The organism is Arcicella gelida, from assembly GCF_034931025.1.
Taxonomy (GTDB): Bacteria; Bacteroidota; Bacteroidia; order Cytophagales; family Spirosomataceae; genus Arcicella; species Arcicella gelida.
On the sequence record NZ_JAYGIL010000044.1, the window covers coordinates 1 to 15,140 of the forward strand.

Annotated in this window: 14 protein-coding genes and 1 pseudogene; 3 read left to right on the forward strand and 12 right to left on the reverse strand. The window is 34.6% G+C overall.

The genetic code is table 11. From position 1 onward, the window contains the following. Positions 1 to 121: 121 nt before the first annotated feature. Positions 122 to 511, forward strand: a pseudogene (locus tag VB776_RS22775) (DUF4269 domain-containing protein). 47 nt (positions 512 to 558) lie between these two features. Here VB776_RS22775 and VB776_RS22780 read toward each other — a convergent pair. From VB776_RS22780 to amaB, 6 genes are all read right to left on the reverse strand, one after another. Beyond that, the gene (locus VB776_RS22780; protein WP_323699174.1) at positions 559 to 1,959 is read right to left on the reverse strand and encodes a S8 family peptidase; all 1,401 of its coding nucleotides are present in this window, start codon (positions 1,957 to 1,959) and stop codon (positions 559 to 561) included. Between the two features lie 32 nt (positions 1,960 to 1,991). Continuing rightward, positions 1,992 to 2,705, reverse strand: a complete 714-nt coding sequence (locus VB776_RS22785; RefSeq protein WP_323699175.1) for a tetratricopeptide repeat protein — start codon at positions 2,703 to 2,705, stop codon at positions 1,992 to 1,994. A 77-nt stretch (positions 2,706 to 2,782) separates the two neighbouring features. Beyond that, positions 2,783 to 3,373, reverse strand: coding sequence for an RNA polymerase sigma factor (locus tag VB776_RS22790; protein WP_323699176.1), 591 nt, complete (start codon positions 3,371 to 3,373; stop codon positions 2,783 to 2,785). A 232-nt stretch (positions 3,374 to 3,605) separates the two neighbouring features. Then, positions 3,606 to 4,661 (reverse strand): saccharopine dehydrogenase C-terminal domain-containing protein, encoded by a 1,056-nt coding sequence (locus VB776_RS22795; RefSeq protein WP_323699177.1) that lies wholly within the window; start codon positions 4,659 to 4,661, stop codon positions 3,606 to 3,608. Between the two features lie 168 nt (positions 4,662 to 4,829). Continuing rightward, complete coding sequence (locus VB776_RS22800) at positions 4,830 to 5,750, reverse strand: DUF1338 domain-containing protein (protein ID WP_323699178.1); 921 nt, start codon at positions 5,748 to 5,750, stop codon at positions 4,830 to 4,832. Between the two features lie 131 nt (positions 5,751 to 5,881). Further along, entirely contained in the window at positions 5,882 to 7,408 is a 1,527-nt protein-coding gene (gene amaB / locus VB776_RS22805) for an L-piperidine-6-carboxylate dehydrogenase (protein WP_323699179.1), read from the reverse strand. 470 nt (positions 7,409 to 7,878) lie between these two features. Between amaB and VB776_RS22810 the strand changes: the two genes are divergently transcribed. Continuing rightward, positions 7,879 to 8,112, forward strand: coding sequence for a hypothetical protein (locus tag VB776_RS22810; protein WP_323699180.1), 234 nt, complete (start codon positions 7,879 to 7,881; stop codon positions 8,110 to 8,112). A 112-nt stretch (positions 8,113 to 8,224) separates the two neighbouring features. Here the strand turns inward: VB776_RS22810 and miaA are convergent, their stop codons facing one another. The 3 genes from miaA to moaC form a co-directional block, all read right to left on the reverse strand. Further along, entirely contained in the window at positions 8,225 to 9,172 is a 948-nt protein-coding gene (gene miaA, locus VB776_RS22815; RefSeq protein WP_323699181.1) for a tRNA (adenosine(37)-N6)-dimethylallyltransferase MiaA, read from the reverse strand. A 148-nt stretch (positions 9,173 to 9,320) separates the two neighbouring features. Continuing rightward, positions 9,321 to 9,986 carry an NTP transferase domain-containing protein gene (locus VB776_RS22820; protein ID WP_323699182.1) on the reverse strand — a complete coding sequence of 222 codons (666 nt, stop codon included), beginning with the start codon at positions 9,984 to 9,986 and terminating at the stop codon, positions 9,321 to 9,323. A 74-nt stretch (positions 9,987 to 10,060) separates the two neighbouring features. Next, on the reverse strand, positions 10,061 to 10,531 hold the full coding sequence (gene moaC, locus VB776_RS22825; protein ID WP_323689652.1) for a cyclic pyranopterin monophosphate synthase MoaC: 471 nt from the start codon (positions 10,529 to 10,531) through the stop codon (positions 10,061 to 10,063). Positions 10,532 to 10,683: 152 nt separating this feature from the next. Between moaC and VB776_RS22830 the strand changes: the two genes are divergently transcribed. Then, positions 10,684 to 11,880 carry a molybdopterin molybdotransferase MoeA gene (locus VB776_RS22830; RefSeq protein ID WP_323699183.1) on the forward strand — a complete coding sequence of 399 codons (1,197 nt, stop codon included), beginning with the start codon at positions 10,684 to 10,686 and terminating at the stop codon, positions 11,878 to 11,880. 65 nt (positions 11,881 to 11,945) lie between these two features. Here VB776_RS22830 and VB776_RS22835 read toward each other — a convergent pair whose 3' ends face one another. From VB776_RS22835 to VB776_RS22845, 3 genes are all read right to left on the reverse strand, one after another. Continuing rightward, positions 11,946 to 12,974 carry a YheT family hydrolase gene (locus VB776_RS22835; RefSeq protein ID WP_323699184.1) on the reverse strand — a complete coding sequence of 343 codons (1,029 nt, stop codon included), beginning with the start codon at positions 12,972 to 12,974 and terminating at the stop codon, positions 11,946 to 11,948. Between the two features lie 11 nt (positions 12,975 to 12,985). Beyond that, positions 12,986 to 14,155 (reverse strand): glutathionylspermidine synthase family protein, encoded by a 1,170-nt coding sequence (locus VB776_RS22840; RefSeq protein WP_323699185.1) that lies wholly within the window; start codon positions 14,153 to 14,155, stop codon positions 12,986 to 12,988. A 218-nt stretch (positions 14,156 to 14,373) separates the two neighbouring features. Further along, the gene (locus VB776_RS22845; RefSeq protein WP_323699186.1) at positions 14,374 to 15,066 is read right to left on the reverse strand and encodes a hypothetical protein; all 693 of its coding nucleotides are present in this window, start codon (positions 15,064 to 15,066) and stop codon (positions 14,374 to 14,376) included. Between the last annotated feature and the right edge of the window lie 74 nt (positions 15,067 to 15,140).

The following is a 15,140-nucleotide window of genomic DNA, read 5'->3' on the forward strand; positions in this document are numbered from 1 at the left end:
TTCTTAGCAGTAACAAAATACAGAAAAACCCCGAAAATTGCCAGTATTGACACTTCTTCGGGGTTATTTTATTGGCAATGTGTTGATTATTAAATATTTACAAGATTAAAGGGAAGCCGATATTGAGACAAGCGATTTAGACATTATTTGCGAATGGTCAGAAAAACAACATTTCGCAGATTTTTTGATAACTCATTTCAGTCATTTCACAGCATTTAAGTGTTGGTCTCGTGAAATTCATGGTCAAGATTCAGTTATCGCAAATTTCAGGATTGAAGATTTTGAAGTTGAGATTTTCGGGTAAAACCTACATACAAAAGAACAGTTCGCTTACAAACATTTAATCATTGAACATCAAATCTTGCAAGCGTATGGTGAACAGTTTAAAGAAAAAGTAATTGCTTTGAAAAAAGGAGGAATTAAAACCGAACCAGCTTTTGCTCAATTGTTAGGACTGAATGGCGATCCTTATCTAGAATTACTAAAGGTAAATTACAAAGAAATAGTCTGATATATCTTCCGAAAAAGACAATCAGACTATGTAATATCTATCAAATTTTATGGATTTTGATAGACAGAAATACCACTGGCGGGTGGTGTTGCAGTTAAGGTGTTAGTGAAAGTTGTTTTATTAAAACTAGCAGGTTTAGTTAAAAAATATTTTATTACTTCAGAAGTTACATAAGGTGCTGCAAAAGATGAACCACTTTGTGCCAAACTGTTAGGAACACTATGTTTACAATTTTCATCGGCTTTTACAGTGAAATTGATGTTCTTTCCTGATTTCGATTGATTCTGACAAATTGTACCGCTTTTACTGGTTACAGAAATTACATTGTTGCCTAAAGTATCATTACTTGCATAACAAGCAGGCCAGTATTTTTCATCATCAATATCAAGATTATCATTTCCTGCTGAACAAATTAAAACCATACCAGCATTTTGTAAATCTTTCAATACAGCAGAAAAAACAGCATCTGATTGTTTCAAATAAGTACCCCAACTCGCATTGACGATATTGATGTTATTTTTATGGGCATAAATCAAAGCACAAACATTATGATATAAATCTCCAGCATAATTTTCATCAAAAGTTTTTAAGCCAACTAATTGAATTTGATCATTTTTAGGAGCATTTTGAATGATGATTCTCGATACTTTAGTGCCATGAATGTCTGCATTATTATCTTGAATTTGATTGGTATTGTTCAAGAAATTATAATCCAAACCTGTGGTAAAATACCCATTATTAAAGCTCTCAGCGTTAAACCCAGTATCAATAATTCCCACTAAAATTTTACCATTCGTACCATTTGTAACAATCGTTTGATTCGCTCCTTTAGCATTTACTAAAAACGATACAGAATCAAGCGGAATACTGCCTGTACTTGGAATTGGCACAATATCATGTGGCGGTGGTCCGCTACCAATTCCTCCTCCATCTGGATTAGGAATGGTATTAATCAAGTGTAAATCTTTGCCCGTAAGCAAAATAAAATTTTTATCACACTTACAATTGTTAACAGTATCAATTTCAACTTTGATTAAGTCTGTAACATCAAAAAGTTGACCAACTCTATCTGTAATTCCTGGAGTTTCATCAGTAGGAGCAACGCTACTAGAATCTGCAACAAGACTTTTATTACCAAATAGAATCTCCCATTTCCAATAAGCCTCTAATTCTTTTTGAAATTCAGCAATTACTTCTTGTCTTCTAGCCTCAGTAGTATCCGATTTTCCAAAATATACTACCTGTTTATCTTTCAAAACATAACCTGTTCCTTCCACATAAGAGTACGGAAACACATCTGGCTTCGCTTGAATCAGCGAATCAATTTTAGTTTTAATTGGTGCAACTATTTCTTTCCTAGCACTACTAGGTTTTAAACCCATAAAGTAAAAAAATATGCCTACCAATAGAAAAATGGAGAGTAGAAGTAACAATAGAGATCTTCTCATAGTGATTAAATGTTTAGTTAAAATTGAGGCATTTATAATTGTTTAAGTATTTCAACAGCAGTCGATTTTCCTTCTAAATCATTACTAATCACTTCATTGAGCAATTCTTCCACAACTTTTTTATTCAAAGGTTTAATTTTCATCAATGCTAAAGCTTCATAGAATTTACCAGGATTAGTAAATAAATTTTCTTGTTTACCTAATTCATGAAAACGAATTACAGCTTTTTGATAATCCTTTAATTTCAATGCCGTAATTCCAGATACTTTTAAAATTTCTGCACCATCTGGTTTTCTTTCTAACATTTTATCGAAAATAGCTTGAGCATCCTTGTATGATTTTTGATTGAAAAATCTCAAACCCATTTGTAAACTATCCGTGCTACCATCCATTTTCACAGGCAAATTTTCAAAATGCTCTTGAATATAAACATCAGCAATTTCATCAGCATTTACGTTATTCTTTTGAACAAAAACCCATGTAACAAAAGCAATAAGTACCGAAGCAGCAATGCCAGTAATCCATCCGTTCAAACGAACTTTATTTTTTTTTACTAGCTTTTTTCTAAGCTCTTCAAATTCCTTTTTTCTCTTTTCTTTAGCATTTTCACGAGCAGCAATTTTAGTGTTTAAATAAAATGCTACTTCATTTGCCAAAACGTCGTCCGTTCTCAATTTTGCTTCAAACAATTGACGCTCTTCATTACTTAAAGTATGATTAAAATATGATTCAATTCTTTCTAACATCTTCTTACAATTTTTAATTGATTAATAGAAACAGAACTTATTCTTTAAATCTGGAAATAAGTATTAAAAAATACATTTTAAATTTGTTTGTATAATGCTTTTAATTTTTCCAAACATCTTAAACGACTCGTTTTAACGACACTAGCAGACTGATAACCCATTTCAAAAGCTATTTTTTCATCTGCTAAACCTTCGCTCCAAGCCATCATCATTTGTTGGCACTTCTCTCCTATTTGTTTAATCTTGGTTCTTAGAATATTTACTTCGTTTTCAGACACCAATTTTTGTAAAATACTCTTGGTTTCATCTGGCACAGCGACTAATAAATCATCAATTGATTCGGTTTTATAGACGCTCATCTTGTTAGTCGAAGTTTTTCGCAAGAAGTCAACACATTTATTAGAAAAAATTTGAAAAAGATATGTTTTTAAGGAAGATTTACCTTCAAAGCGTTTATTTAAGATATTTTCGATAACAACAAGAATGGTATCGGAGTATAAACTTGCTGCATCATCCTCAGAAAGTTGATGTTTAAACGTAGCATCTTTAATCAAATAAGCGAATTGTTCATACAGCTTATTTTCAGTAGCTCTTTTCGCTACTGAGTCGCCTAAAATTCCTGACAAAATCTCATCATCCGATACTATTCCACGAGTAAAAAAAATCATTTCAATAAAGGTTATTTAAGCAATTTTTAAGTAGTATTTATTTGGAGGAGGTGTTAAGAAGTATTATCAATAAAATAATATTTTTATACTTCTTTTCTGAAGATGTATTTTCATACAAAAGGGCAAAAACCAATATTTGAGTCTGTCTTTTCACAAAAATAGAAAAAGTTTTCAATTGGCTAAATAAAACATTCAATAGCCAATTGAAAACCAAGAATTTAAAATCAATATTTTATCTAAAAAACTTCCCTGTAGTTGTTGTTAAAAAGTCATTAAAATCTATCTCTTCTTGTTTAATGAATCCTTTTTGGGGTAGCTTTTTGTCTGCTACCATTTCAATAACACTCACGATTGAAGCCGCAGTTGTCCATGAAATTGCTCGCCAATATTTTCCATCAATCAAAATAGGCGAATAAGCCCTGTAAAATTCTTCTCTTTCGATAACGCCATTTTTCCAACCTTCCACTACAGCATATACGTAAACAACATCTTCTTGCACAGGCGGTTTGGCTTCTGTAAGTATTTCTTCTAGTAATTCTCTCCGATTTTTTAAGATTAATTCATAGAGTAAAAACTTCATTAATTTTCCATGACCGGGATAGCGAATCGTTTTATAATTCAGTGTATCTACTTTTCCTTCGAAGGTTTCGCACATCGTTCCTAAGCCTCCAGAAGTACTAAAAGCTTCGAATTCGTTTCCTTCAATATTGATGGTTTCCAGACCATCCAAAGCCGATACTAATTTTAATTTCCCATTATGAATTACTTCGCAATCGTTGATATACTCATTAATCACACCCGCTGGCGACCATGTAAAAGAGTATCCCAGCAATCCATTAGGGTATTTTGGCAATGCACCTACTCTTAATTCAATATCACGAAGTTTGGTAAAACGTTTGGCTAAATCTGCCCCAACAATTCCAATCAAACCCGGAGCCAAGCCACATTGTGGTGCTAAAACTGCTGAACTTCCTTCTTCCGCCATTTTTCGGATAGCACTCGTCGTCGGTACATCTTCGGTTAAATCGAAATAATGTTTCCCATTTTTATGAGCCGTTTGAGCAATCTTTAAATTCAAATTATAGGGCATACAAGAAACGACAGCATCAAATTTTGGAATTAAATTTTGCAAGAAAACTAAGTCTGTAACATCTCCTTTGATTACTTCAAAAGGAATTTCTGATGAAGGGAAATGCTTATCTAAACCCTTTACTTCAAAACGTTTGGACAATAGAATTCCAACCAATGAGCCGACTTTGCCCATCCCAATTACTAATATATTTTTCATGATTTTATTCGATTAGCTGACAGCTTTTAACCTTGACTAAAAGCTGTCAGTTGCTGAGGGTGAAATTTATTTGTTGTGAAGTGAAGTATTCTGGCGGTTTAATCTTACCATCAGAATACTGTATCAAAAAAGCTGAAATCCGAAATCCGAAACCACAAATCTAAACTCCTAATTTCTTTTCGTCATTTCAAAAAGGTTAGTTGCTTGTTCTCCTAAAAAACCATCAAACCAAACTTTTTTACCATCCGTTTCAAGGTATCCTCTTTCTGCCAATTCATAATAAGCATAAGACCAATTAAGTTTTCCTAAACTTCCGTCAATTTCAATCACTGGACAATCTTCATCAATCGCTTGCGTTGAACTTTGGCGTAGTTTACTTCCTTTTTCACCTTCAATTGCAGGTTTTATTGGTACACCAATACTTTCTAAAGCTGCCATTGTACCTTCAATTCCATCCCATTCTGGTACATTTTGATAATTGATATAAGCTGTAAAATGGTTGACTGAATTACCATGCAAGAGCGTCCAAGCAGCAAATTGAGATTCCTGATTAACCGCTAAAATTGTATCTTTTTTAACAGGCGACCAAGGACGAGAGAAGTATTTCACCAACGCCTCAACCAAACGGTCGGCTTCTGCTGTAATCAATTCTTTATTATGTTTCAAAGAAGCTAACAATTGACGTGCTTCACCAGCTAACAAATCAGGAGCATCTTTCACGGCTTCATTAATCAAAATTTGTGTTGCTTCTGAAAGTTCAGTTACTTCTAATTGTGTTACAAAAAATTTCGGAAAATTAATATTGGTAGGATGCTGATAATGAAATGAATTCAAATGTTTTGATGGAAAAGAGTAGGGCGATATTTTTTCATAACCCAAGGCTTCAAGTATTTCAGCAATGGCAGGAATCCCAGCTGGTTGTTTACCCGTTAGTGTATTGAAGGTACGGAAAGCACAATGGTCATTCACTACATTTCCACCTTTTGATAACACCAAGTCTGCATATTGTTTTGCATATTTTACTCTTTGGCAATAGCCCTCCCAGAGCTTTTCCATGAGAGATTTAGTGATTGTTTCTTGCGTTTTCATATTCATTTTTTAGTTGTGATTGAATGAGTTAGTGAATGAGTGATTATTTTTATTTGTGATGTTCAAGTAAAGAATTCCAGATTTATAAAAATCACTAACACACAACTCACTCAATCACTAAAATTAAACCTCTATAAATTAAATTTTATTCCTTGTGCCAAAGGCAATTGTTTTCCGTAATTGATGGTATTGGTTTGTCGCCTCATATAAGCTTTCCAAGCATCAGAGCCAGATTCTCTTCCTCCACCAGTTTCTTTTTCTCCACCAAAAGCTCCACCAATTTCTGCACCAGAAGTACCAATATTTACATTGGCAATTCCACAATCTGAGCCATTGACGGATAAAAACATTTCTGCTTCACGTATATTTAGAGTAAAAATAGAAGACGACAAACCTTGAGGTACATCATTCTGAATATCAATTGCTTCCTCAATAGTTGAATAAGACATAAGGTACAAAATTGGAGCGAAAGTTTCATGCTTTGCAATCCTGAAATCGGGCTTTACTTCAGCAATACAGGGCTTTACATAACAACCAGATTCATAACCATCACCTGAAAGTACTTCTGCATCAACTAACATTGTTCCACCTTCTTGATGTACTGCTTTTGCGGCTTTCAAATAAGCCTCAACGGCTTTGATATCAATCAGTGGACCGACATGATTATTTTCATCTAAAGGATTCCCAATGCGTAATTGTTGATATGCTTTTATTAAACGTTCTTTTACTGATTCATAAATCGACTCATGAACAATTAATCTTCTGGTAGAAGTACAACGCTGACCAGCAGTGCCAACTGCACCGAAAACAACAGCAGGAATTGCAATATTCAAATCTGCATTTTCTGTAATGATAATGGCATTGTTCCCACCTAATTCTAACAAGCTTTTGCCCATTCTAGCAGCGACAGTTGCTCCAACAATTTTACCCATTCTGGTTGACCCAGTGGCAGAAATTAATGGTACTCTATAATCTGAAGTAAGCCATTCTCCTACTTGATAATCGCCAGTGATAATATTTGATACTCCTTCTGGAACATTATTTTCCTTTAGTACCGAAGTAATAATATACTGACAAGCAATAGCTGTTAATGGCGTTTTTTCTGAAGGTTTCCAAATACAAACATCGCCACAAACCCAAGCAATCATGGCATTCCAAGACCAAACGGCTACAGGAAAATTAAATGCTGAAATAATGCCAACGATTCCTAAAGGATGATATTGTTCATACATTCTATGCGCTGGACGTTCGGAGTGCATCGTTAAGCCATACAATTGTCGAGAAAGTCCAACAGCAAAATCACAGATGTCAATGATTTCTTGTACTTCTCCTAAGCCTTCTTGTAAACTTTTTCCCATTTCATAAGAAACAAGTTGACCAAGTTCAGACTTATACTCTCTAAAAGCCATTCCCATTTGTCTAACAATTTCTCCACGTTTTGGTGCAGGGATGTTTCGCCAAGTTTTAAAAGCATCATTAGCCTTTTCAAGTACTTGTTGATAATCTTGAAAAGTAGTTTTTGTCACCTGAGCAATCAATTGATTATCGACAGGCGAAAATGAAGCAAGCAATTCTTCACCAGATGACCAAGCATTTAAGCCTGTACTCGTTCCGAAATTGACAGATTTAATGTTTAATTTTTCTAAAATAGTTTGCATGACGAAAAAGCTCAACCTTTTATGTTGATTTATTTGATTTTTCTAAGAATGGGCTTCTTAGCACAGAATATTAACAAATATTGATTTTTCCGAAATCTATGCTCAATTATTCTAATTTGCAAGCATTTAAACTCTAATCAATATACGTAATCAAGCTATAGAAATATTACTATTTTAAGGCTAAAAAATTTTAGGCTATGCTAAAATTAGGGATTGTAGTATTTTTATGAGAAATAAAATACTGAAAAAATTTCAAAAAAATTATTTTGCTTGCAACGTTTTATACTTTTTTGACATCTTATAGACAAACCTAATTCCACTCATCCTTTTTCTTAACCACTTGTACAGATTTTAACAAAATTTATGGTATTATGTATTGCATAGTACCTAACAAAACACTTAACTTTGTATTGTAATTAAAGAACCACTCCTACGACACATATATAGAACATTTAAAACGAATCATAACGATGAAATCTTTTACAATTGCTCTTACATTATTTACGGTTATCACTTTGTCTAATAGTGCATTAGCCATCGGATTTCCACATAATTTGCTGTCGGGAAAGAAGGTTGAAAGAAAAGAAATGAAATCAAAAAATATTGTTCCTGATATTCAGAAAAAAACAATATTGAATAAGGAAAGCCGTTTATTAAGTATTGGAAGCAAAATTTTACTTCAAGCTTTTAAGCGTGAAGAATAACAATAATATTACTCGATCTTAGGTCGAATTTGCCTTGATTGGCATTTTTAGAACACATTATCTATTTAGTTTTGGTTTAAGGATGATTTGTAGCGAAGCCTTTTAGGTTTCGCTACATTTGTTTTAGCTCGTCTGTAATAAAAGAAGTAATTTCCGCCACATTTTTGGCATCAAACCAATGAAATTCATCTTGATTTTTAAACCAAGTCATTTGTCGTTTGGCATATCTCCTTGAATTTCTTTTCAATAATCTTACCATTTCTTCACGGTCATAATTTCCATCAAGATGCTCGTAAATTTCTCGATAGCCAACGGTTTTCAAGGCATAATGCTCTCTATATTCCATTACAGCTTTGGCTTCGTCCTCCAAACCTGTTGCTAACATCAAATCCATACGAGTATCAATTCTTGCATAAAGTTCTTCTCGTGGACGTTCCAATGCAATTTTTAGCATTTTGAAAGGTCGTTCTGCTTTCTGATTTTTCCTGAAACTAGAAAAAGGCTTGCCTGTCGATAAGCAAACTTCTAAAGCACGCAATACTCTTTGTGTATTTTGGTCATCTACTTGTTCAAAATAAACAGGGTCGAGTACTCTTAATTCTTCTTTTAATTGGCTCAAACCTTCTTTTTCAAAGCGTTCTGCCAATTGTTGTCGCAATTCTAAATCAGCTTCGGGCATTTCGTCGATGCCGTCAGTAATCATTTTAACAAACATTCCCGAACCTCCAGTTAAAATTGCAGTATCTTTTCTGCTAAAAATTTCTTCTAAAACCTTTAGACAATCACGCTCAAAATCGCCAACCGAATAATAATCAAGAATAGAATGTGAATTGACAAAATGATGTGGTACTCCATCCATTTCTTCTTTAGTAGGTTTGGCTGTTCCGATGGCAAGCTCACGGTAAAATTGGCGAGAATCTGCTGAAACTACTTCTGTATCAAGCAACTTGGCAAGTTTTACACACAAATCAGTTTTTCCAACAGCAGTTGGTCCGACGATGATAATGAGGGTTTTATTTAGATTTTGGATTTCGGATTTCTGGTTTCGGGTTTCGGACATAATATTTTTATTTAGCTACGAGCCGTGAGCTTTCAGTCTTAAGTTTTAAAGTATGTTTTATAAATGAAGAATGAATTAATTAATATTTTAAGGTTGAAAATATTTTGTTTTGCTGATTGCCGAAATCTGACATCCGAAATCCAAAATCTCATCGCTGAAAGCTGTTAAACTCCTCCACAGTATTAACATTCTTCAACATTTTAACATCTGGAATTTGAAGTAATCCTATGTCTAAACTTTGTAAAAGTCGCATTGTCGATTTTTTTTCTTGCAGAATAAATACTTGTAAAGGCTCGAAAAATTTAGCTTCAAAAATCGTTAGCAAAGGTTCTGGAAAATGTTCTTCTGGATTTTCAAAAGCTGTAGCATACTTTTCTGGATTCCTATTTTTAAGCAAAAACTCAATCGTTTCTTGACTCACCAAAGGCATATCGCAAGCAATTACCAGCCAAGCAGATTCAGGAAATTGTTGAAAAGCGGAAAAAATTCCCACAATCGGACTTTTCACAGCTAGCTCAATATCTTGAATAAAAGGCAATTCTGTTTGTTGATTAGCATTGATTGACACAAATACTTCATCACAAAAAGGTTTCATTAACTCATAAAGATACTGTTCCTGACTTTTGCCATGATAATTCAATAAACGCTTCTCTGTTCCCATCCGAGTACTCATACCTCCAGAAAGAATTAATCCATTGAGTTTGAGGCTTTCGGTCGTCGGCTTTCGGCTTTCGGCTTTTGGACATCCGTTATTGACTTTCAAATTTGTATCCTTGGTTAAAAAGATATTATTTACTTTATCAAAGTTTTCCATTCGTTTAAAATTTCCCTCAAATACTCCATTTTTAAAAACTAAAACCCGAAACCCGATGACCGAAAGCTGAAAGCTCACAGCTTATAATCACTTTTTCCTCCAGTTTTTGAAATCAGTTTTGTTTCTTTAATGATGATGTCATGCGAAAAAGCTTTACACATATCATAAATAGTCAGAGCCGCAATACTTGCACCTGTCAGGGCTTCCATTTCTACACCCGTTTTTGCTGTAAGCGAGCAAGTACAAGTAATAATTACTTCATTTCCTGATATTTCTGTTGAAAACTTACAAGAATCTAAACCCAATGGATGGCAAAGCGGAATCAAATCAGACGTCTTTTTTGCTCCCATCGTTCCCGCTATAATTGCCGTTTGTATCACAGAACCTTTCTTCGTTTTAAGGTCGCCATCCTGAAAATTTGCCATAATTTCGTCAGTCAGCACCACAATACTTTGGGCAATTGCCGTGCGTTTAGTAATGGCTTTTTCAGAAACATCCACCATCGAAGGCTGATTGTCGGAATCTAAATGTGTAAAAGTTTTCATATCGTATCGGTCAAAAATCCGTTTGAACAAAAATCTAAAGAATCAACGATTCCCAAAGGAATCCTGTTTATTTTTGCACAAAGGTAAATATCTAATCTTGATTCCCTACGTTTAGTCGAAATTGAGTTTTGGCTAACAATCCAACTATTCTTATGATTTCAGTAGAAGAAGCCCTAAAAATTGTATTATCCAACCAATATGAAACAACAGTTTCGGAAGTTCCTCTATTGTCGTCTGTCGGTAGGATTTTAGCAGAAAATATCCTTGCCGACCGAGATTTTCCGCCATTCAACAGAGTAGCCATGGACGGCTTGGCTTTTTGTTTTGAAAAGATAGACTTTCAAAAAATTACCATTAAAAATATTCAGTTTGCAGGCGAAGCTCAAAAGATTTTGCAAGATGTCAGCAAGGGCATCGAAGTAATGACGGGGGCAATTTTACCTTTCGGTTGCGATACCGTAGTGCGTTATGAAGACATCAATATTCAGCAAGAAGGCGAAGTAAAATGGGCATCTTTTAGTATTCCAAATGAAGAAATTAAAAAAGGGCAAAATGTACATCTTCAAGGCTCAGACCGAAAAGCTGAAGACGTTTTACTGGAAAAAGGCATCAAAATTAGTCCTGCTGAAATTGCCGTAATGGCTTCTGTGGGAAAAAGTAAAGTACAAGTACTGAGTACGCCTAAAATTGCTATTATTTCAACGGGCGACGAGTTGGTGGAAATTGACAAAACACCTTTAGCTTATCAAATTCGTACTTCAAATGCTTATATGTTGGCGGCAGCTTTACAACAAATTGGAGTCGAAACTTCTACTTTTCATTTGATTGATGAAGAAAAAGTACTCTACCAAAAGTTGAAAGAAATCATTGCTACTTATGATATTTTACTCCTAAGCGGAGGGGTTTCAGCAGGAAAAAAAGATTTTGTACCTGCTATTTTGGCTGATTTAGGTTTAGAAAAACTCTTTCATAAAGTAGCCCAAAAACCAGGAAAACCCATGTGGTTTGGAAGAACACCGACTGGAAAAATCATTTTTGCATTACCCGGAAATCCAGTTTCTACTTTTTTATGTTTCTGCAAATATGTTTTACCAACGTTAAAATCAGAGATTAAACATGAAGAAGTAATATTAGACAAAGACATTATTTTCAAGCCAGATTTAACGTACTTCGTACCTGTAAAAACCTATTTTGAAGCAGGAAAAATGATGGCAAAGCCCTTTTTAGGAAGCGGTTCAGCTGATTTTGCCAATCTGACAGATTGTGATGGTTTTGTTGAATTACCTACCCAAAAACAAGTTTTTACAGCGGGAGAAGTATTTGGATTTATAAGATTTCGTGGGCTTTAGGCTTTAAGCAATAGGCTGTATTTGTACTTGCTTAAAGCTTACAGCCTATCGCCCAAAGCCATTAATTACACCACAATTTTATCCTGTACAAACTCCAACATTCGTTTATCACCGTAATACAACCCTTCGGGATTTGAAGCGTAAAAGCCACAATGTCCACCATAATTTGGATACTCCGAAAAAATATAATCTGAGTTTTTAGCGACTTCTAACATCGCACAGCTTTCAGATAAAACTGGGTCATTTTTGGCATTTAAAATAAAAGCGGGAATTCTGATTTTAGGAACATAAGGTGCTGCAGCACATTGCTCATAATACTCTTCCGCATCTTTCATTCCATGCAATGGAGCAATATAATTGTTGGTAAAATCTTCAAGGTATTTATATTTATCAAATTCCCTAAAAATCTGATTATCAATCAACTCCCAACGATTCTTTAAAAATTTCAATAATTTACTTTTGAATCTTTCAGCATAAAACCCAGTTTTTCCCATTGCATTTACACTTCCTTGTAAATCTGTTGGACAAGAAATTGCGATTACTTTTTTTACTTTATCGTCAATATCTTCTCCTTTTTCACCTGCATATTTCAAGGAAATATTAGCTCCTTTGCTGTAACCCACCAACACAATTTCTTCATAATTATCTTTCGTTAAAGCATGATTTACGACAGCTTCTAACTCATCACTTCCTCCATGAATTGTCATTCGCTCTAGGCGGTTTTTTTCTCCACTTAATCCTCTATGATTCCAAGCCAGCACGTCCCAACCAATTGAATTAAAAGCTTTCGCTCCTCCTAATAAATATGGTCTTGTAGTATTTCCTAAAAATCCATGTGAAAGTATCGCTAAAGATTTACTGGGTTGAATCACTTCCTCCACTTTTGTTTCTTCTTTCTTTTTGGGTTTTGCTTTTTTACCAATAGTTCCTGCTTTCGACCAATCTAAATCTAAAAAGTCTCCATCCCACAGTTCTAATCGTTCACGTTCGTATTGAATTCCAGTTACTTTTCTAAGCGTACTTGGATATATTGTTGAAAAATGTGCGTCCTTCCAGATATGTGAAGTTCTGTAAGACGTTTGAATAATGGGCATATTTCTAATATTTATACAACAATATGTCCACAAAATTGGGCTGTATTGTCGATGATTTTTCCACCTTTTCTAAAACCTAAACCACATGCTTCACCAGCAAAAAAAACACCTGCTTGATAAAAATTGCCAGCACGGTCGCTCAAAAATTCGGTATATTCTTGATAAACGGCATCTTGTTCAAAATATTCTCCATCTTTTGCATCAATCGTTGCACCATCTTTCGAAAGTATTTTCACATTAGCTCCTTCTCTGCCAAAAAGCACTTTTTGTACACAAGTTTTATTAGTCAAAGGTTTTCTAGCAGTTTCTAACAATAAAGGATGATTCGGGAATAATTGCCATAAAATACTCAAAAGCCCTTTCGACTGAAACAATAACGTATAAGCTGGATTCAGTACAATTACCTTATTATCATAGACCAGTTTGGTAAGAATATCAGCCAATTCAGGTTCATCCCAACCGATATATTCCCAAGGCACTAGCTTAAACCAAAAGTCATAGCGAGTAAATCTTCCGTCGTCTTCATTTTGCTTGAAAATCCCTTCCACTGGCGAAAATTCTACATTTTCAATATTTTCATAGGCTACTTCAAAACCCGCTTCCAAAGCCGCTTCTCCCAATACTTTCATGTTAGTATCGTCTTCTGGAAAACCTTCCATTGTTGAAATCAACAAAGTAGGCGAAAGTACTGGATTTTGGCGTTTTACTTCTTTGAATTGTTCTACCAAAGCCTCATACAAAGTATTAAATTGCGAACTTTCGTCTAAACCATTTGCCTTCAAAGATGCCCATTGTACAACAGCAGTTTCTGGAATACAAGTAGCGGTATCGGCATTGAATTCTATCAATTTTATTGGTTTTCCGTCTAAACCTCCGCTTAAATCGAAGCGACCGTAGAGATGCCAATGGTTATCATTTTCCCAAGAGTACTTTACCAATTTAACAAGGTTTTCAGGAATCCCCAATTCATCAAAAAGCTCATTTTCAACAACATACTGAGCAGCTTCAATATACATTTCGTATAATTGATTTACAGCTTCATAGTATTTTTCAGCTTCTTTTTCAGAAACAATTACCATTTCGTCGGTAATGTATGGCAAAGTATTTTCGCCAAGCATCCAATCCCAACCAGCATTTTGTAGAGTTTGTGTAGGTGAAATATTTAATTTTTTGAGATTCATTGTCAATAGCTTTTAGCTGTTAGCGATAAGCTATAGGCTTTAAGCCCTAAGCTTATCCTTGTGCTTGCCTAGAATTAGGTAGTGCTTCCAGCGGTCAAATTAATTTATAAAATACACGTTACAAACGTTTGTATATTGCCAAAAGCTAATCTTAGTTAAAGCTTAGAGCATAAAGCCTGTAGCCTACTGCTAAAACATTACAGCCGAAAGTCAATACCCTATCCACGAAACCCACCATGACTAGAACTATGAAAGAAACCACTTCTTCCTGAAATCGGGCGAGAAGTAATTGTTCTTGAACTTCCAATATTTTCATGAATAGTACTAGATTTTTGAAAAGCACTTGCTGTAGCATAATAACGACCTATACCGCCTCCATAATATCCAACATGGTGTCTTCTTCTTGAGCTGTCTTGCTTTGTACTGGTATAGGAAGAATTTGATGAATTAAAATTATTCGACATATCTGGACGATAATTTGAGTAAGTCGGACTTAAAGTTTTTGCTAATAAATAGCCCATTCCGCCATACAACAACGCATTCGACAAATTATTACTTTGTCCAATTTGAGTCTGATTTGTGGCAATTTCATTATCAATTAATGCCTTGACTGCTCTTGGCGAAAGCGTATCTTTTTTACCGTCTAAGTACGTAACAATTGCCCTAGAGCTATCCGCTGGTACTTCTTCTTCATTTGTAATCTTGAATACTCCTTTTGACGTTTCCGTGATATACGTTTTTACTCCTTTGGTATAAACTTCCACTTCCTCATAGTCACCCTCATCATCTTGATTAGAACTTCCACAACTTTGGAGCATCACAGTATTTCCCAAAACAGCCAAAGCCAAAGTACTACCAACAGTAATATCTTTGACTTTCCGAATAAATGAACTTTTGCGTAAAGGTGTCATTGTGTAAATGAACGATTATAAAAATCGTGAAATTTTGGTTTATCCATCAAAGATATTCTGGATTTTCGCAATAA